The sequence below is a fragment of the Campylobacter sp. 19-13652 genome, from assembly GCF_019702925.1.
Lineage (GTDB): Bacteria > Campylobacterota > Campylobacteria > Campylobacterales > Campylobacteraceae > Campylobacter_A.
In genome coordinates, this window is the sequence record NZ_AP024713.1 from 1,778,213 (window position 1) to 1,793,600 (window position 15,388).

The 15,388-nt window shown below is 41.0% G+C and carries 15 protein-coding genes; 6 read left to right on the forward strand and 9 right to left on the reverse strand.

Annotated features, from left to right (window positions below; translation table 11 throughout):
- The first annotated feature begins 93 nt into the window (after window positions 1–93).
- From LBC_RS08600 to LBC_RS08620, 5 genes are read left to right on the forward strand one after another with little or no spacing between them, the layout of a single operon-like run.
- Window positions 94–732 (forward strand): carbonic anhydrase, encoded by a 639-nt coding sequence (locus LBC_RS08600; RefSeq protein ID WP_221254021.1) that lies wholly within the window; start codon window positions 94–96, stop codon window positions 730–732.
- A complete protein-coding gene (locus LBC_RS08605; protein ID WP_221254022.1) occupies window positions 729–2,615 on the forward strand; it encodes a mechanosensitive ion channel family protein in 1,887 nt (628 codons plus the stop codon). The genes LBC_RS08600 and LBC_RS08605 overlap by 4 nt, the downstream gene beginning before the upstream one ends.
- Window positions 2,608–2,745, forward strand: a complete 138-nt coding sequence (locus tag LBC_RS08610; protein ID WP_221254023.1) for a hypothetical protein — start codon at window positions 2,608–2,610, stop codon at window positions 2,743–2,745. The genes LBC_RS08605 and LBC_RS08610 overlap by 8 nt, the downstream gene beginning before the upstream one ends.
- A 9-nt stretch (window positions 2,746–2,754) precedes the next feature.
- A complete protein-coding gene (locus LBC_RS08615; RefSeq protein ID WP_221254024.1) occupies window positions 2,755–3,933 on the forward strand; it encodes a GGDEF domain-containing protein in 1,179 nt (392 codons plus the stop codon).
- Window positions 3,930–5,072, forward strand: coding sequence for a GGDEF domain-containing protein (locus LBC_RS08620; RefSeq protein ID WP_221254025.1), 1,143 nt, complete (start codon window positions 3,930–3,932; stop codon window positions 5,070–5,072). Before LBC_RS08615 ends, LBC_RS08620 begins: the two co-directional genes overlap by 4 nt.
- A gap of 791 nt (window positions 5,073–5,863) precedes the next feature.
- On the opposite strand, the gene ribD is transcribed toward LBC_RS08620, so the two are convergent.
- The 5 genes from ribD to LBC_RS08645 are packed head-to-tail and all read right to left on the reverse strand — an operon-like array spanning window position 5,864 to window position 11,577.
- The gene (ribD, locus tag LBC_RS08625; protein WP_221254026.1) at window positions 5,864–7,135 is read right to left on the reverse strand and encodes a bifunctional diaminohydroxyphosphoribosylaminopyrimidine deaminase/5-amino-6-(5-phosphoribosylamino)uracil reductase RibD; all 1,272 of its coding nucleotides are present in this window, start codon (window positions 7,133–7,135) and stop codon (window positions 5,864–5,866) included.
- 2 nt (window positions 7,136–7,137) lie between these two features.
- Window positions 7,138–9,099, reverse strand: coding sequence for an HNH endonuclease family protein (locus LBC_RS08630; RefSeq protein ID WP_221254027.1), 1,962 nt, complete (start codon window positions 9,097–9,099; stop codon window positions 7,138–7,140).
- Window positions 9,100–9,107: 8 nt separating this feature from the next.
- The gene (locus LBC_RS08635; protein WP_221254028.1) at window positions 9,108–10,745 is read right to left on the reverse strand and encodes a formate--tetrahydrofolate ligase; all 1,638 of its coding nucleotides are present in this window, start codon (window positions 10,743–10,745) and stop codon (window positions 9,108–9,110) included.
- Window positions 10,746–10,781: 36 nt separating this feature from the next.
- Window positions 10,782–11,207 carry a hypothetical protein gene (locus LBC_RS08640; RefSeq protein ID WP_221254029.1) on the reverse strand — a complete coding sequence of 142 codons (426 nt, stop codon included), beginning with the start codon at window positions 11,205–11,207 and terminating at the stop codon, window positions 10,782–10,784.
- Window positions 11,197–11,577: an L-arabinose ABC transporter gene (locus LBC_RS08645; RefSeq protein WP_221254030.1), complete on the reverse strand. Its 381-nt coding sequence runs from the start codon at window positions 11,575–11,577 to the stop codon at window positions 11,197–11,199. Before LBC_RS08645 ends, LBC_RS08640 begins: the two co-directional genes overlap by 11 nt.
- Window positions 11,578–11,673: 96 nt before the next feature.
- On the opposite strand from LBC_RS08645, the gene LBC_RS08650 reads away from it, so the two are divergent.
- Window positions 11,674–12,090: a hypothetical protein gene (locus LBC_RS08650; RefSeq protein WP_221254031.1), complete on the forward strand. Its 417-nt coding sequence runs from the start codon at window positions 11,674–11,676 to the stop codon at window positions 12,088–12,090.
- Here the strand turns inward: LBC_RS08650 and LBC_RS08655 are convergent.
- The 4 genes from LBC_RS08655 to LBC_RS08670 form a co-directional block, all read right to left on the reverse strand.
- Entirely contained in the window at window positions 12,053–12,793 is a 741-nt protein-coding gene (locus LBC_RS08655; protein ID WP_221254032.1) for an EI24 domain-containing protein, read from the reverse strand. The two genes, LBC_RS08650 and LBC_RS08655, sit on opposite strands and share 38 nt — an antisense overlap.
- Window positions 12,794–12,799: 6 nt before the next feature.
- Window positions 12,800–13,720, reverse strand: coding sequence for a bile acid:sodium symporter family protein (locus LBC_RS08660; RefSeq protein ID WP_221254033.1), 921 nt, complete (start codon window positions 13,718–13,720; stop codon window positions 12,800–12,802).
- Between the two features lie 65 nt (window positions 13,721–13,785).
- Window positions 13,786–14,673 (reverse strand): ammonium transporter, encoded by an 888-nt coding sequence (locus LBC_RS08665; protein ID WP_221254034.1) that lies wholly within the window; start codon window positions 14,671–14,673, stop codon window positions 13,786–13,788.
- A gap of 23 nt (window positions 14,674–14,696) precedes the next feature.
- Window positions 14,697–14,891 (reverse strand): hypothetical protein, encoded by a 195-nt coding sequence (locus tag LBC_RS08670; RefSeq protein WP_260173478.1) that lies wholly within the window; start codon window positions 14,889–14,891, stop codon window positions 14,697–14,699.
- Window positions 14,892–15,388 lie beyond the last annotated feature (497 nt).

Sequence of the window (15,388 nt, forward strand, 5' to 3'; positions counted from 1 at the left end):
TTTAAGACCATATATTAGCAGAAATCGCACTTTAAGTCAATTTAACACATTTTTGCTATAATAGCAGACATTTTATACACTAACGGAGAGAGAATGGAGTCGCTACTTAAGGGCGCTGTTAAATTTATGGAGGAGGGATTTTTAGAGCATGCAGAGCTTTTTGCAAGCTTAAAGCATGCCCAAGACCCTCACACGCTTTTTATCTCATGTGTAGATAGTCGAGTGGTACCAAATTTAATCACAAACTGCCTACCTGGGGAGCTTTTCATGGTGCGAAACGTGGCAAATATCGTCCCACCATACAGAATAAGCGAGGAGTACTTATCTACCACATCGGCCATAGAGTACGCCCTATACGCGCTAAATATCAAAACAATAATAGTCTGCGGACACTCTGACTGCGGTGGATGTGCAGCGCTTTATAAGCCAGAGAGTGAGTTTAGCAAAATGCCAAATGTAAGACACTGGATAAAGCTAATCGAGCCTATAAAATCAGAGGTGCTTAAATTTAGCGGGGATGATAAGGCAAAAATAGCTTGGCTAACTGAACGCCTAAATGTAATAAACTCAATAGAAAACATCCTCACCTATCCAGGTGTCGAGGAGGCCTGCGAAAATGGCGAGCTAAACATTTACGGCTGGCACTACATCATAGAAACAGGCGAGATTTTCAGCTACGATTTAAAAGAAAGAAGCTTTAAACTGCTTGCAATAAGAAAGGACGAGCATTGAAAGCGGCTATTAAATTTACACTTTTACTTGCGATTTTTTATCTGCCATTAAGTGCGGATAAGAGTGCAAAAGCAGAAATTTCAAAGCTAGAGCAGACGGTACTACAAATCAAGCAATTAAGTGATCAAATAAGCATCATAAAAGCCCAAAATGACAAAAACTCAAACCAAAGCGGTCTAGTAAACACAAAGCCACTTGAGGCAAACCGCCAAAAACTACTCACACAAATTCCCGTACTAATAATGCAAAATGCAGCAAGTGACGAGCTTATAAAGGGGCTAAATGTCGATCTAGCAAAGGCGCAAAATGCGACAAATTCTAATAAGAGCGTATCGGCAAATATCCAGCTTGCTAATGCAGAATTTAGACTAAATTTTTACGAGGCTTTAAATAAGCTTGGGAAAGAATTTGATAAAAACTCCAAAACCGCCGAGATAAAAAGCTACATCGAAGGCGTAATACTAAAAATGCAAACAAGCCAGTACAGGCAGCTTGAGGAGCTAAAAGAGAGCATTGCCGCAGAGAGCAAAAACGAGCAAGACTTTAATTCAATGATGGCAAATAAGCAAAACTACGAGGAGATCTTAGGCTATTTGCGAGATAATGCAGATCTGCTTGGGTCTAGCTTTTTTCTATCAAATTTAAACCTAAAAATGGCTATTGATTATATAAATGAAAAAATTCCGCTCTCAGAGTACATAAACTACGGAAAAATTCTCATCATCATTGTGATTTTTGCCTTTTTTATCTCGCTGACTAAACTCTTAGCAAAGCTTACATATCACATTTTTATTGCGATTTTTGCCAAAAGCATGCACGCAGAAGCCCTAAAAGATCAAGTCCTAGAGATAATTAAAAACCCTATCTCAGCACTACTTATTGCCTATGCTGTTGGAATTTGCTTAAACGTAGCTTACTACCCACAGCTCATACCTAGCCCCCTAGCTAGCGCACTTGGCGTAGCCTATATTGCCTGCTTTTGCTGGCTAGCGCTCATGCTATTAAATGGCTACGGGATGGTGCTTCTTAGTGCACTAGTACAAAAAAGCGGACGCAAGGAAGTGATAAATTTAATCCTAAAAATAGTCTATTTTATAGTCGTAGTTATAGCTATTCTTATGATACTAAGCCGACTTGGATTTGACATCTCTGCACTAATAGCAAGCCTCGGTATTGGCGGACTTGCCGTAGCATTTGCGGCAAAAGACATAATAGCAAATTTCTTTGCCTCTGTTATGCTCTTATTTGATAATAGCTTCTCTCAAGGCGACTGGATAGTCTGTGGTGATATAGAGGGAGCAGTAGTAGAGATAGGGCTTAGAAAAACCACACTACGCACATTTGACAATGCCCTAGTTTTCGTGCCAAACTCAGTCCTAACGAGCAACTCCATACGTAACTGGACAAGGCGAAAAGTTGGGCGGCTTATAAATTTCACCGTGGGCGTTACATACGACTCTACTCCAGAGGCTCTGCGTAAGTGCATAAACGACATAAAAGCGATGCTAGAGGCTCATGAGATGATTTCAAAAGAGGATAATGGTGGCAAATTTGAAGCTAGTAGCCTAAGACAACGATACAAGCAAAACATAGTCAGCATAAACGACTTAGCAGGGTATAAAAGCGAGCTTTACGTCTGCTTAAGCGACTTTGGCGATAGCTCGATAGATATAATGGTCTATTGCTTTGCAAAGCCTATACATAGGCACGAATATCTGCCTATAAAACAAGATGTCTTATTTAAGGTGATGGATATAGTCACCAAAAATGGACTTAGTTTTGCCTTTCCTAGCCAGAGCCTTTATTTTGCAAATGCGCTTGAAGTACAAAACCAAACACAGTTAAAAACAATCCAAAGTGATAAAGGAGAAAACAATGCTTAAACTAAACGAAGAGTTTGAATACGACGATTATGAAAGCGACGAATTTGAGCAAGATGAGCGTAGCTACTCATACGATGAGGATGACTATGAGTATATAGACGAGGATGAAGAAGATAGCTATGAGTACTAAAGGTAGCACGTGCTAGAAAGATTTTTAAATGATAAATTTGAACACAGGGATCAAAGCAAATACAAATCCACAAATCAAATTTATCGTTTTATCCTGCTTACCTTGATATTTGGTCATATAGGAAATATCATAATCGGACTTTTAATGATAGATAACAACACGGATAAATTTGTCATACCTGTTGTTATTTTTAGCGTGATTATGGCGATTATTAGCATTATTTTATGGAATAAATTTACTAGCTCTTATAAAAGCATGAGTAAAAATGCCATAACTATATGGGCATATATCGACTTTACCGCCATTTCAATAATTAGCACAGTAAATTTTGGTTGGGATTTTGGCTTTTGGTTTATTATTTTGGGGCTTATATTTTTGGGATACTTTCTCACTTTTAATAGCAAAATAATAACCTACGGAGCAACGATAATTGAGGCTTTTATCTTGTTTGTGCTATTTTTCCTATACCGAAGCACCGCGGACGGCGAGACAATAGCAAGCCTGCTAAATATAGGTATAACGCAGGTTGGAATATTTAATATAAGCTTAAACTTATTTATAAAACTAAGCTATATCTTTATATTTAGTGCAAATTTTCTTGTGATTTTACGACTTTCAAGCTTTGCAAATATAGTAACAGCCGCAAGCTATCAAGAAATCGCCAAAGAAAAGCAAAATTTAGAAGAGACAAGCCAGCATGACCATCTGACTGGATTACTAAATAGGCGAGCTATGAAAAAGCTACTAAACTATGAGCTAAATATGCTGAGAAATAATAAGATAAATGGTAGTTTGGTGCTGATTTTAGGCGATATTGATAATTTTAAAAAGATAAATGATACCTTCGGACATAACGTGGGCGATATAGTGTTAAAAGAGCTAGCTGGTGTGCTTAAGAGAGTGTTTAGAAAAAACGACTTACTATGTCGCTGGGGTGGAGAGGAGTTTGTTATAGTGTTACCTAGCACAAAAGCTGAGTTTATCCACATCATAAAAGACCGAATTTTATCCAATGTAAGTTCAATCAAGCTACCAAATAAAAACCCAGTTACAGCGACATTTGGCATGATAATATGCCCAAACGGCACAAAAACAACAATAGAGGAGCTAGTAGAACGCGCCGATGAGCTACTATACCTAGGCAAGAAAAACGGCAAAGATAGAATAGAAATGGAGATACTAAGATGATGAGCTCACAAGACGAGCGCACGCTTAAAACTTCTCGCATAATCATAATCCTAGCAGGTTTTACACATGTATTTTACCTACTTTATTTTCTATTTGTAGATGGCGCTCCTGAAGGAATTTATCGCCTTGTAGTAGTAAATATCTTTTCTGTTGCTTGCTATTTTTTCATAATAAAATTAGTAAATGACAACCCAAGCAGCTTTAAAGTCGCCATACTCATACTCCAAGCCGAGGTCATCATTTACGCTAGCGTCTGCGTGTTTACGCTAGGCTGGGGGTATGGCTTTGAGCTACTATTTTTTGCACTACTTTTGACTATATTTTTCGCACCTCATGTGTATAAAACACTAAGCCACGGTGTCGTCATACTCTCTGGAGCAATGTTTGTATTTTGGTATTTTATACTCATAGATGCACCCGTAAATACAGACTACAGCGACCAAAAAGAGATGCTTTTTATGATAAACATCATGATTGTTACTACTTTTTCTATCGTGCTTGCGTATTTGCTTGAAATTTCAAACAATCTCTTTTACAACAACATGTACGAGGAAAAAGAAAATATGCGAACAGTGGCAAATTACGACCCACTCACAAAGCTTCTTAATCGAAACTCCATGGAGAGCTTTTTTAAAAACGAAGTCTTTGGCAAAAATCAAAAATTTGCCCTAATTATCTGCGACATAGATAATTTTAAAAAAGTAAACGACACCTACGGACACAATGTGGGCGACATCGTCCTCGTACACGTCTCAAACGCTCTAAAAAGCGCCTTTAGGCAGGAGGATTTTCTATGTCGCTGGGGTGGAGAGGAGTTTTTAATCCTAATAAACAACACCACAAAAGACCAAGCCTATCGCATGGTCGAGCATGCTCGTAGCATAATCCATTCAAATAAAGTCAAACAAGACGAGCTAAGCCTAACGGTATCTATGACTTTTGGCATGGTATTTTGCGATGAAAGCGTCTCTCCAGACATGGATTTAATAGTAAAACAAGCCGATATTTTACTCTATGAGGGCAAGCAAAACGGCAAAAACTGCATAGTCATGGATGAATTTGGCAAAAGGCGAAACGCCTCTCGTCAAATGGGGGGGGGGGGAGCAAGCCCCTTACGAAAAAGAATCTTTAAAAAATGAGGCTTAGGCTAGGGATTTTGTCGCGCTCTTAAGCCTCGATAGCTTTAATCTTATAATAAATTTAAGGCGCACACCTCCATTTACTGTAGATTTTGTAGTGTATTATAAATTTATTCTATTTTATTGCCATAAATTTCGCATATTTTAGGAATTTTAAAGGGCAAGCTTTGTGCTAAACCGTTCGTATTATGCGACGGTGCTTACTTAAAGCACAGAAAGCATACAAGCCAAATAATAACTTAGTGGAGCAACTGACTGCTATGCGTACATAAAGCAAGGCATTGCCATAATTTAAAAACATTTGCTTTATTAAAAAGCTTTACTTTCTAAATTATTCAATGATACAAACTAGCCTAACTTAGGCAGAGCAAAACTAGACGCAAGCAAGTATATCGCTTACATTGTGGACTATAAAAAACCAGCGGTCTTACTAAGACGAAATTACAAAGCAATAGTGGCAATAAAAAACCTCTGACATTAATTAGTGGCATTAAGCTTGTGTTGTGGTTTAAGGTAAATGCTATTTTTTAAATTTACCATTGATGAAAACAAATCCTAGACACGTAAACATTTTTATAAACGCTTTTTGGCTTTCTAACTCTAAAATCCGAGCGGTTTTGTCTATAAAATCGGCTTAAATTTAATCGTCCTATTCGCCAAATTACAGGTATAAGAGTTTTATCCAATTTTAGAGTTTGCTGATAAAGATAACTCAAGTAGCTTTTGCGGATTTTATCCATAAGAAATCACGCCACTAAAAATTTTAATGACGCAAAACCAAAGCCTTAAATCTACGCCTTAAGCCTATACCAGCCATATCTATCCTCCTCTAGCCTGTCCTCATAAATGGGGATAAGATTTAAATCAAGGCTTAAATTTTTGCCATTTTTAAACTCACTACTTTGATAAATAAGCACCATATCCACGCCTAGCGCACCGCTACAAAGAAGCTCAAAAAGTCCCTGTGCACCCTCAAACATTATAAATTTTTCGCTAAACTCAAGCTCACTCTGCACACGCACATCGCGCCCCTTAACAAAAAAGCAAGGCGCACTAATGACACTGCTACCCCTTGAAAAAATAGCCACATTAGGCGCATTGCCTTTTACAAGCCTAGCATCAAGCCTAGGCATATCAGCCCTAATCGTACCACCGCCAACTGCAAGCAGCTCAAGTCTAGTACGAAGCGCATGCATGTGCATACGGCTTAAAGTGCTAGAAATAGCCCCACCGCTTACTACGCCGTTTATGCTAATGGCAAGCTTTGCAAATTTAAAGCCACTCCCAAGCTGCCAATGTTTAAAAGGCTCTAAAAGCTCCCTAGCCTCACTTTCGCAGGCATAGCTTATGCTAACTCCAGCAGCCTTTAGTATACTCGTTCCACCACTTGCTATATCATGTGTATCATTTGCTCCTATTACCACGCGCGCTAGCCCCAAAGCCGCTAAAAGCGACGCACAAGGCGGAGTACGTCCGGTATGACTACAAGGCTCAAGGCTTACATAAGCGCACCCTCCGCTAAGCCCTAGCCTGCCAGCACGAGATATAAGCGCAGGATAAAGAAGTGTAGGCAAAGAGAGTATAAAGTTATGACAAAGCACTAAAAAATCCGAACCCAAAAATGCGCTATCAGCAGCAATCTTGCATTTTGAATAAATTTCAAAAAGCCTCTTTAGTCCAGCTTTTTCCCTAAGCTCATCCTCGCCGTAAATATAAAGACTCTGACCAAGGCTAGGTAACTCATAGCTAGAATAGGCGCTTAAAATAGCCTCTATTAACTCATCTATCTGCTGGGGCTTAAATTTATCCACCTCAAGCAAAGCAGCAAAAACCTCAGCCAGCACCTCCCTAGCCACGCCACTACCGCCACTACCACGCGCTACTGCACTCCATAGCGCACTAAGCTCAGCGTGAGCGTAGCCTACCTTTTTATGAGCCTCGATGGCCAAAAGCCTGCCATTTGCGTCTAAAAGTGCACAGCCAACAGCTGGATTTGGGTAGGTTAGCCCCTGATACTGCCACGCTGTTTTAATAGCAAGGCGCATATAAAAATCATCATTCACACCTAATCCTTTAGCGGTTGCCAAACTTGCACAAAAAGCTCACTCAGCCACTTCGTGCGAGCCATGATATGCCCGCTACTCCATCTAGGAAGCTCTAAAATACTCTCATTTAAAAGCATAGGCTCCCTGTCTAGACGCATTATCGTGCGCTTTTGCAGCCAGCCTAGGTTGCTTATGGCGACGTTTAGCTCATCTTGCAAAAGCGTCATATTGCCTATTTGATAGATTAAAGCCTCAACTGCGCTTTCGTCCTTTATATTCCAGTGCGTACGATATGCTTGAGGTAGGATATGCTCTAGCGTATACTGCATCGCTAGACCTCGTCCACGCCATTTTTTATGCTCTTTTCTTAAATAAAGCTCAAGCCAGTAAAGCACATACCTAGCATAAAAATTATCTCTCATATTTTTTAAAGCTTCTAAGACTTCGGCTTTTTTAGGTACGCTTACAAACCTATCCTCAAAAAGCCGCTTTTTAAGCTCGCCTATGGCATTTTGACATCTATTTAGCTTTAAATTTTCAAAAATATTCCAAAAAAACAGCCCCAAATCCTCATTTCGCCCACACAGTAAACGAAATAGATAAAACCGCTCAATAAGCCCAGCACAAGAGCGAAAATCAGAGCGCGGAGTATGTCTAAAAAGCAAAAGCACAAGCGGAGTAAAAACCCTCTGATCGCTTCTGTGAGTTACGTTAAAAAGGCGCTTTGAAAAGCTATCAAATGTATAAAGCTTACTGTCATTTATATAAGCTAGCTTGTGATAATCCTGCGCTAAATTACAAAGCCTAGTGGTAAATTTCTTTAGCGCCTTTGTATCAAGTAAGCTTATGTGATTAGTATAAATTCCCTCAAGCTCCTCAAAGCGCATAAGCCTATAATCATAAAGCCCCTCAATCATAGCAAAAGCAGATAAAAATATCTCCGCACGTGTGCTACCACTTAGACTTTTTAGCCAAAATTTCTCATTTTCCTTAAACACAAGCGTATAATGCTGCTTTTTAAATTCTTTGCCAAAACGCTTTGGATTAAGACAGTAAAGCTTTTTAAAGACTGACTTTATCACGCCCATACCCCAGCCTAGTTTAGGCTTTTTAGCTGACTTTGCTCTGTTTGTTTTGGCTGGTTCTTGGCTAGATTTTTTAACATTTTTGCTAGCTGCAACAAAGCTAGCCTCATCATATCCGCTATCTATCGCACGTCCGCCAAAAAGCTCCTGCCAGTCATTTAGGATATTTTGATGATAAAGGGCTGCTTTTTGCCTTGGGGTTTGTTTTGCTTCGTTTTGCTCTTTGGGTTTGGTTACGGATGGCTTTATCTCGCTCTCTTTTATCTTTACTATCTGCGGCAGCACAGGCTTTTGCTCGCTTTTTGCTACTATGTCGGCCGGGTGAAGCTCTGGGGCTTTGTGAGCTAGCTCGCCCCAGTCTAAGAGGGTGTTGTTTTTATCAGTTTTTACTTTTTGGGTTTGGCTATCGTCATCTTGTTTTATTTGCCATATGTTTAAATTTATTAAAAATAGAGCAAACTCCTCTCTAGCTTCAGGCTCAATGCCTTTTATTATAGCTGCTTTAAATTCCTCAAAAGCCTCGATAAAATCGCCCTTTAAAGTAGGCGAAAAGCTAGAGACTATGGAGTTAAAGGCTCTGGCTTCACGCTTAAAAAACGGCACCAATCTAACGCCATTTGCCCCTACAAAATACTCCCTAAACTTCGCCCTAAATCCACGCTTTAAATCCGCCACACTAGCTGCTAAAAGCAGAGAAAAGCCAAATATCTCCCTCGTACCAGAGGCTATTTTATCGCCATTTATTTGCACGCATATGGCGTCATTTGTGCTAGAGTTGGCTCTAAAACTAGCGATAAATTTATCTGCCCACTCTCTAGCCCAGAGTGGATCTATCCTAGTCTCATCGCTAGCTCGCAGCCTATCAAACTCAAATATAAAATCAAACTGTCTAATCACCCACTCCTTTACGCAAGTCCGCTAATATGTCCGCTATCATCCACTCTCATATCAAGCGCAGCTGGGTGCTTTGAAAGCCCTGGCAAAAGCATCATCGCTCCACAAATTGCGACTATAAAGCCAGCCCCAGCACGGATTTGCAGATCTCTTACAAAAAGCTTAAAATCGTGCGGTCTGCCAAGCGCCTTTGCGTCATCGCTAAGCGAATACTGCGTCTTTGCAACGCACACTCTAAGCCCATCAAAACCGAGATTTTCGATACTTTCTAACGCCCTAAGGGCTTGCTCGCTATACTCCACATCGCTTGCACCATAAACCCTAGTGGCTATTTTTAAAATTTTATCACGCACGCTATCGTTTGCGTCATAGCAAGGCTTTAACTCGCTTGGACTTTCGCAAGCTTTTAAAACCTCTCTAGCAAGCTCCACTGCCCCAGCAGAGCCTTTTGTAAACGCCTCGCACACAGCAAACCTAGCGCCCAAATCCTCACAAAGATTTTTAATAAATTCTATCTCATCGTCTGTATCAGAGCTAAATTTATTCAAAGATACGACTGGGTTTAGCCCAAAAGCACGGATATTTTCTATATGGGCTATTAAATTTTCACTGCCTTTTTTAAGCGCTAAAAGCGGATCTTTTAGCACCTCATCATCACTTAGAGCGCTATTAAATTTAATCGAGCGAATTGTCGTTACCAGCACTACCGCATCTGGCTTTAGTCCGCCCTCTACGCATTTTATATCGATAAATTTCTCAAGCCCCAAATCAGAGCCAAACCCAGCCTCAGTGACAACATAATCAGCAAGCCCAAGTGCTGTGCGAGTGGCTATTAGGGAGTTGCAGCCGTGCGCAATATTAGCAAATGGTCCACCGTGAACTATGGCTGGGGTGCGCTCTAGGGACTGGATTAAATTTGGCTTAATCGCATCAAGCAACAAAATTACCGCCGCATCAGTACAGCCTATATCTCCCACGCTTACAGGTCTGCCTTCGTAGGTATAAGCCACGATAGCCCTACAAATGCGTGCTTTTAAATCAGCAACGCTATCGCAAAGGCAAAGTATCGCCATAATCTCGCTCGCTGCGGTAATGACAAAGCCAGCCTCTCTTTTTTGCCCTTTTGCACACTCTAGCCCTATACTGCGTAGCGCACGGTCATTCATGTCTATGGCGCGCTTCCAAAGGACGCGGTCTGGGTCGATATTTAGGGGGTTGCCGCTAAAAATGCTATTATCAACCATTGCCGCGATTAAATTATTCGCCGCTGCAATCGCTGCAAAATCACCAGTAAAGTGTAAATTTAAATCCACCATAGGCACAAGCTGAGCGCATCCGCCCCCTGCCGCTCCGCCTTTTATGCCAAACACTGGCCCAAGGCTTGGCTCACGCAGCGCTAAGCAGACACTTTTATCAAGCCTAGCTATGCCATCAGCTAGCCCCACTGAAGTAGTCGTCTTGCCCTCGCCATAAGGGGTTGGGCTGGTTGCGCTTACTAAGATTAGCTTTGAACCTTTTTTTGGGCTTAGAGGCTTTAGCTTTGCTTTAAATTTACCGTATGGTTCATACTCGCTAATACCTAGCTTTTGGGCTATTTTGGATATGTCTAAAATCTCTGCTTCGCTTGCTATTTCTATGTCGCTTTTCACTGCGTCCTCCCCATGCTTTAAAAAGCTTTATTTTATCTAAATATACTTTATAGCTTCATTATGCTGCCATATTATTTTTTTGCCAAATCCTAGGGTATTTGAGGTAAATTTAACCCAAAAAAGCTCAAGCTGCCAAAGCATAGGCGACATAGCCCTAGCGTAGGCAAATCGCTTAAAATAGCACTCATCACTGCTAGCTCGCCTTATGTGCGCTCTAAACTGCACGCCCTGTATACGTCCCACGACTAAGGTATCAAGCGCAATTGTCCCAGCCACGATGCCTTGATTTAGTGCCTGCTTTATATGTGTGCTATTTTCATCACTTGCTATATAAAGCATGCTATGTTCTGGACAAAAAGCGTAAAAGCAACTTGCCGCATAAGGCAGCCCATCATCATCAACGCAGCAAAATCCGAGTAAATGACGCGAGCTTATGAATTTTGAAATCTTATCAGGAAGCATTTAAAAGCACTCCAAAAAACTGCGTTAAAAAATTAAATTTTAAAAGCACAAAAATCGCCATAAACAGCCAAAAAAACGCTATAGAATACTCTATAATGCTAAATTTATCACACCCTAGCCTACCGCTAAACCCCAAAGCAAGCAAAGCGCCAAACACCCCTCCTATCGCACTAAAATAATGCACCGCAGCTGGCTTTACAAAAGCAGGCAATGCCCCACGTACAAAAAGCCAAAATATAAAAAATGATATGGTTGAAACTAAAAGTAGATAATACCCAATTACTGGGATATTTGGATAAATTCTATGCAGAATAAAACTAAGAAGTGTCGAAAATATCAGCGCAAAAACACGCACACCAAAACAGCACATAAATAAGCCTTTTTTGCAAATTTTACACCCTAGGGGCTAAAAAAAACGTAAAAACTGCCGATATAGTCCTGGCAATAAATTCTAAGGAGAGAATAAATGCAAACTTTTTCTAAGTGTAATACGCAAAATCTAGTATCACTACAAGCACAAAAGCATACTCTATCAAGCTACTATGGATATGGCTTTGAGTATGATAGGCTTAGCCTAAAAAGCGCAGACATTACTGAAGTAGAGCTAGGGCTGCTTAGGGTAGCAGTAAGCATAGATGAGTTTTTAAAAATAGCGCACCTAGACGCAAGCGAAAGCATGACAAAAGAGCTAGCTGTAAAGATAAAATCAATGCTACCAGTATCAAAATGTGCAGAACATCAAAAGATGATTTTTAGCAAGGTTTTGGCGCTTTTTGATAGACTAATAAGCCAAAATGGTATAAGCCCACTAGCACTAAAAGGGGCGAATATACTCTTTCGTAAGTTTATAAATTTGCAAAACCGATTTGCTTTTTGCGCATAAAAAGCAAATGTGATAAAAAAATCACGAAAAATAGCTGAGCAAAAAGTGCTACAAAAGGTATAAGACAAAGCAGATAAAACACCAAAGCACTCGTGATAAATGGCGTGTCTTTACTGTCGTTATACTGGGTGTTAAAATCCGTCTCATTTAAGCACGATGAGGCCACATCAATAAGCATAAGCTTGTAATAAAGATAAAAAAATGGGATATTAAAAGCTATCCAGCCAATAACTGGTACAAGCAAAAGTGGCAAACAAATAAGTAATAAAAGTATAAATTTAAAAGTACAAACCATGCTAAGCCAAATACTACGAGATGTGCTAATGCTGGGTTGTAGCGTGTAGCCATAATGGCGCGCATTTATCTCTTTTGCCACAACTGGAGTTAAAAAAGAGGTAACAAAAAGAGCCATAAGAATGCTAAAAATAGGCAGAGCGTAAGCTCCCAAAACTACAACAATAGAGCTTACTAGCCACTTTATAATCGCAAACTGCAACACCCACGCAAGCGCACCATCGCCATCGATACCACCCTCACTAAGCGTATCAAAAAACCCAAACACACTAACCCCACCAAATATCACAAGCAAGGCTATAAAAAGCCCACTAAAAAGCAGCGGAGCTGTGGCTAAAAATAGGAACTTCGGAGTTAAAAAATCCTTTAACGCCGCGCTAAAAATTCTATAAAATTTAACCGCACCCATAGCCTTTTAGCGCTCCTTGCGAGAGATAAAGGCTGCAAAAATAGCCCCTGAAATATTGTGCCAAATGCTAAAAATCGCCCCTGGAATCGCCGCTAGCGAATAAGAAGCAAAGTGAAGCTTTGCTAGGCTTATGGCTAGCCCTGAGTTTTGCATGCCTACTTCAATAGCGATAGTTCTAGCTATGCGAGAGCTAAAGCCAAAGGCGCGTGCGATGAAATAGCCAGACGCTAACCCGAGCCCGTTGTGAGCGATAACGGCTACAAATACAACTGCCGCGCTTGAGGCTATTTTACTAGCGTTTAGAGCAATTATTATGGCGATTAATGAGATTATGCCAACCATTGAGATTACAGGCAGGATAAACTCAATGCGCTTTACAAAAGATGGCGCTAGGGTATTTACAAGTACGCCTATGATTATGGGGGCTAGGGTAATTTCGGCTAGGCTTTTTAGCATTCCTATTGCGTCCACACGGATGCTCTCTCCTATGTAAAGAAGCGTCAAAAGTGGCATCATAACAACGCTAAGAAGCGTGGAAAGAAGCGTCATGCTAACGCTTAAACTTAAATCACCCTTAGCTAGATATGTCATCACGTTTGATGCAGTCCCGCCAGCTGTAGTCCCCACTAGCATCATGCCTATTGTAAGAGCATCATCTAGCCCAAGAAATAGCGAAATAATCCACGCAAGAAATGGCATAACGCTAAATTGAAGCACCGCTCCAAGGACTAGTGCGCCCTTTTTCTGCATAAAAAGCTCACAAAAATCCCTAGTACTAAGGCTAAGCCCCATGCTAAGCATAATGATTATTAAGGTATACTTAATAATAGGCGTAACAAATTGCGCTGGAGGGGTAAAGACACTGGGAAAATTATAAGCCCCAAGGGCAAAAGCTATGGCTAAGACTGGGAAAATAAGTGGTTTCACGCTTTATCCTTGATAAATTTAATCCGTAATTTTAGTATTTTTTGCTTAAATCTAAGCCAAAACGCCTACTCTATTCTCTCGCCGTGGCAGACTAGATCAAGCCCCTGGCGTTCTTCATCAGCGCCCACTCTAAGGCTCATAAAACGCGACATCACCCAAAGAATCGCCGCTGAGACCACTCCGCTATAAATAACGGTAATTAGCACGCTTTCTACCTGCACCCAAACTATATCGCCCACTATCTCGCCAGCTACTATAGGGCTTACAAAAATCCCAGTCAGCACAGCACCAGCTATCCCACCTACAGCATGAATTCCAAACGCATCAAGCGAGTCATCATAGCCTAGGCGGTATTTTAGCTTTGTTACCGCAAAGTAGCAAATAACGCTAGTAATCGCACCTATAAAAACTGCACTTTGAGGCTCTATAAAGCCAGCTACTGGGGTTATACCCACAAGTCCAGCCACCACACCTGACGCAAGCCCCAAGGCTGAGGGCTTTTGCCTGCTAAAAATTTCACACAAAAGCCACACAAGCGCACCCACACTCGCTGAAATCTGAGTCGTAGCGAGCGCTAAAGTAGCCCGTCCGCTAGCCTCTAGTGCAGAGCCTGCGTTAAAACCAAACCACCCCACCCAAAGCAGCGCACAGCCAACAAGCGTGAGCGTCAGGTTAAAAGGCGCCATCATATCCCTGCCGTAGCCTAGACGCTTGCCCACAAATAGCGCTGCCACAAGCCCAGCCATACCAGCATTTATGTGTATAACCGTACCGCCAGCATAATCAAGCACTCCATCCTCAGCCAGCCAGCCGCCCTCAGCCCAGAGCCAGTGAGCCGTAGGCACATAGACCAAAAGTGTCCAAAACCCAACAAACACAAGCGCAACGGAAAATTTAATCCTCTCTGCAAAAGATCCAGTGATAATAGCGCCTGTAATTATGCCAAATGCCATCTAAAAGAGCATAAAAACCGCCTCTAGGATAGTCTTAGCCCTGGATAAATACTAAGAGTAGCGTCTGCGCTAAAGACCCCAAGCCCTGATAAAAACAGCCTATCAAAGCCGCCTATAAAGCCATTTGCAAGCGTAAAAGCTAGACTATAGCCGCACACAAACCATATCACGCACACGAGGCAGCAAACAGCAAAGCTTTGCACCATTGTAAAGAGGATATTTTCTTTCTTACCATGCCAGCGTAAAAGAGCGCAAGCCCAGGGATAGTCATAAAAAGCACAAAAATAGCGCTAAACATCACCCACGCCGTATCTCCTGCACTTAAAAACGCAGGGCAGGATTATGGTTGGTTTAATGGACATTTTTGCTCCTTTGTCATGATTTTTACGCCAAAATAGCCAAAAATACGGCATTTAACATGGGTTGATTTATACTAGTTTGATTTGGTGCAGTTACCCAAAGGGCTTAAATTTAGCCTGCTTGAGATGGTTAATCAAGGCTTTAAAAATCCAAAACCTCGCTGAATTTTACTAACATTTGCCTTAGTATTTAAATTTAACTCAGCTACTCATAAATCGTAGCTACAAAGCATTTTAAAATTAAAGCCAGTCATAATAACAAAAACACCTAATCCAACTAAACCTAGCCCACCCATCACGCAACGTTGCTATGCCTAGATTGCCAAACAGACCAAAACGTAAAATTAAGCTTCATT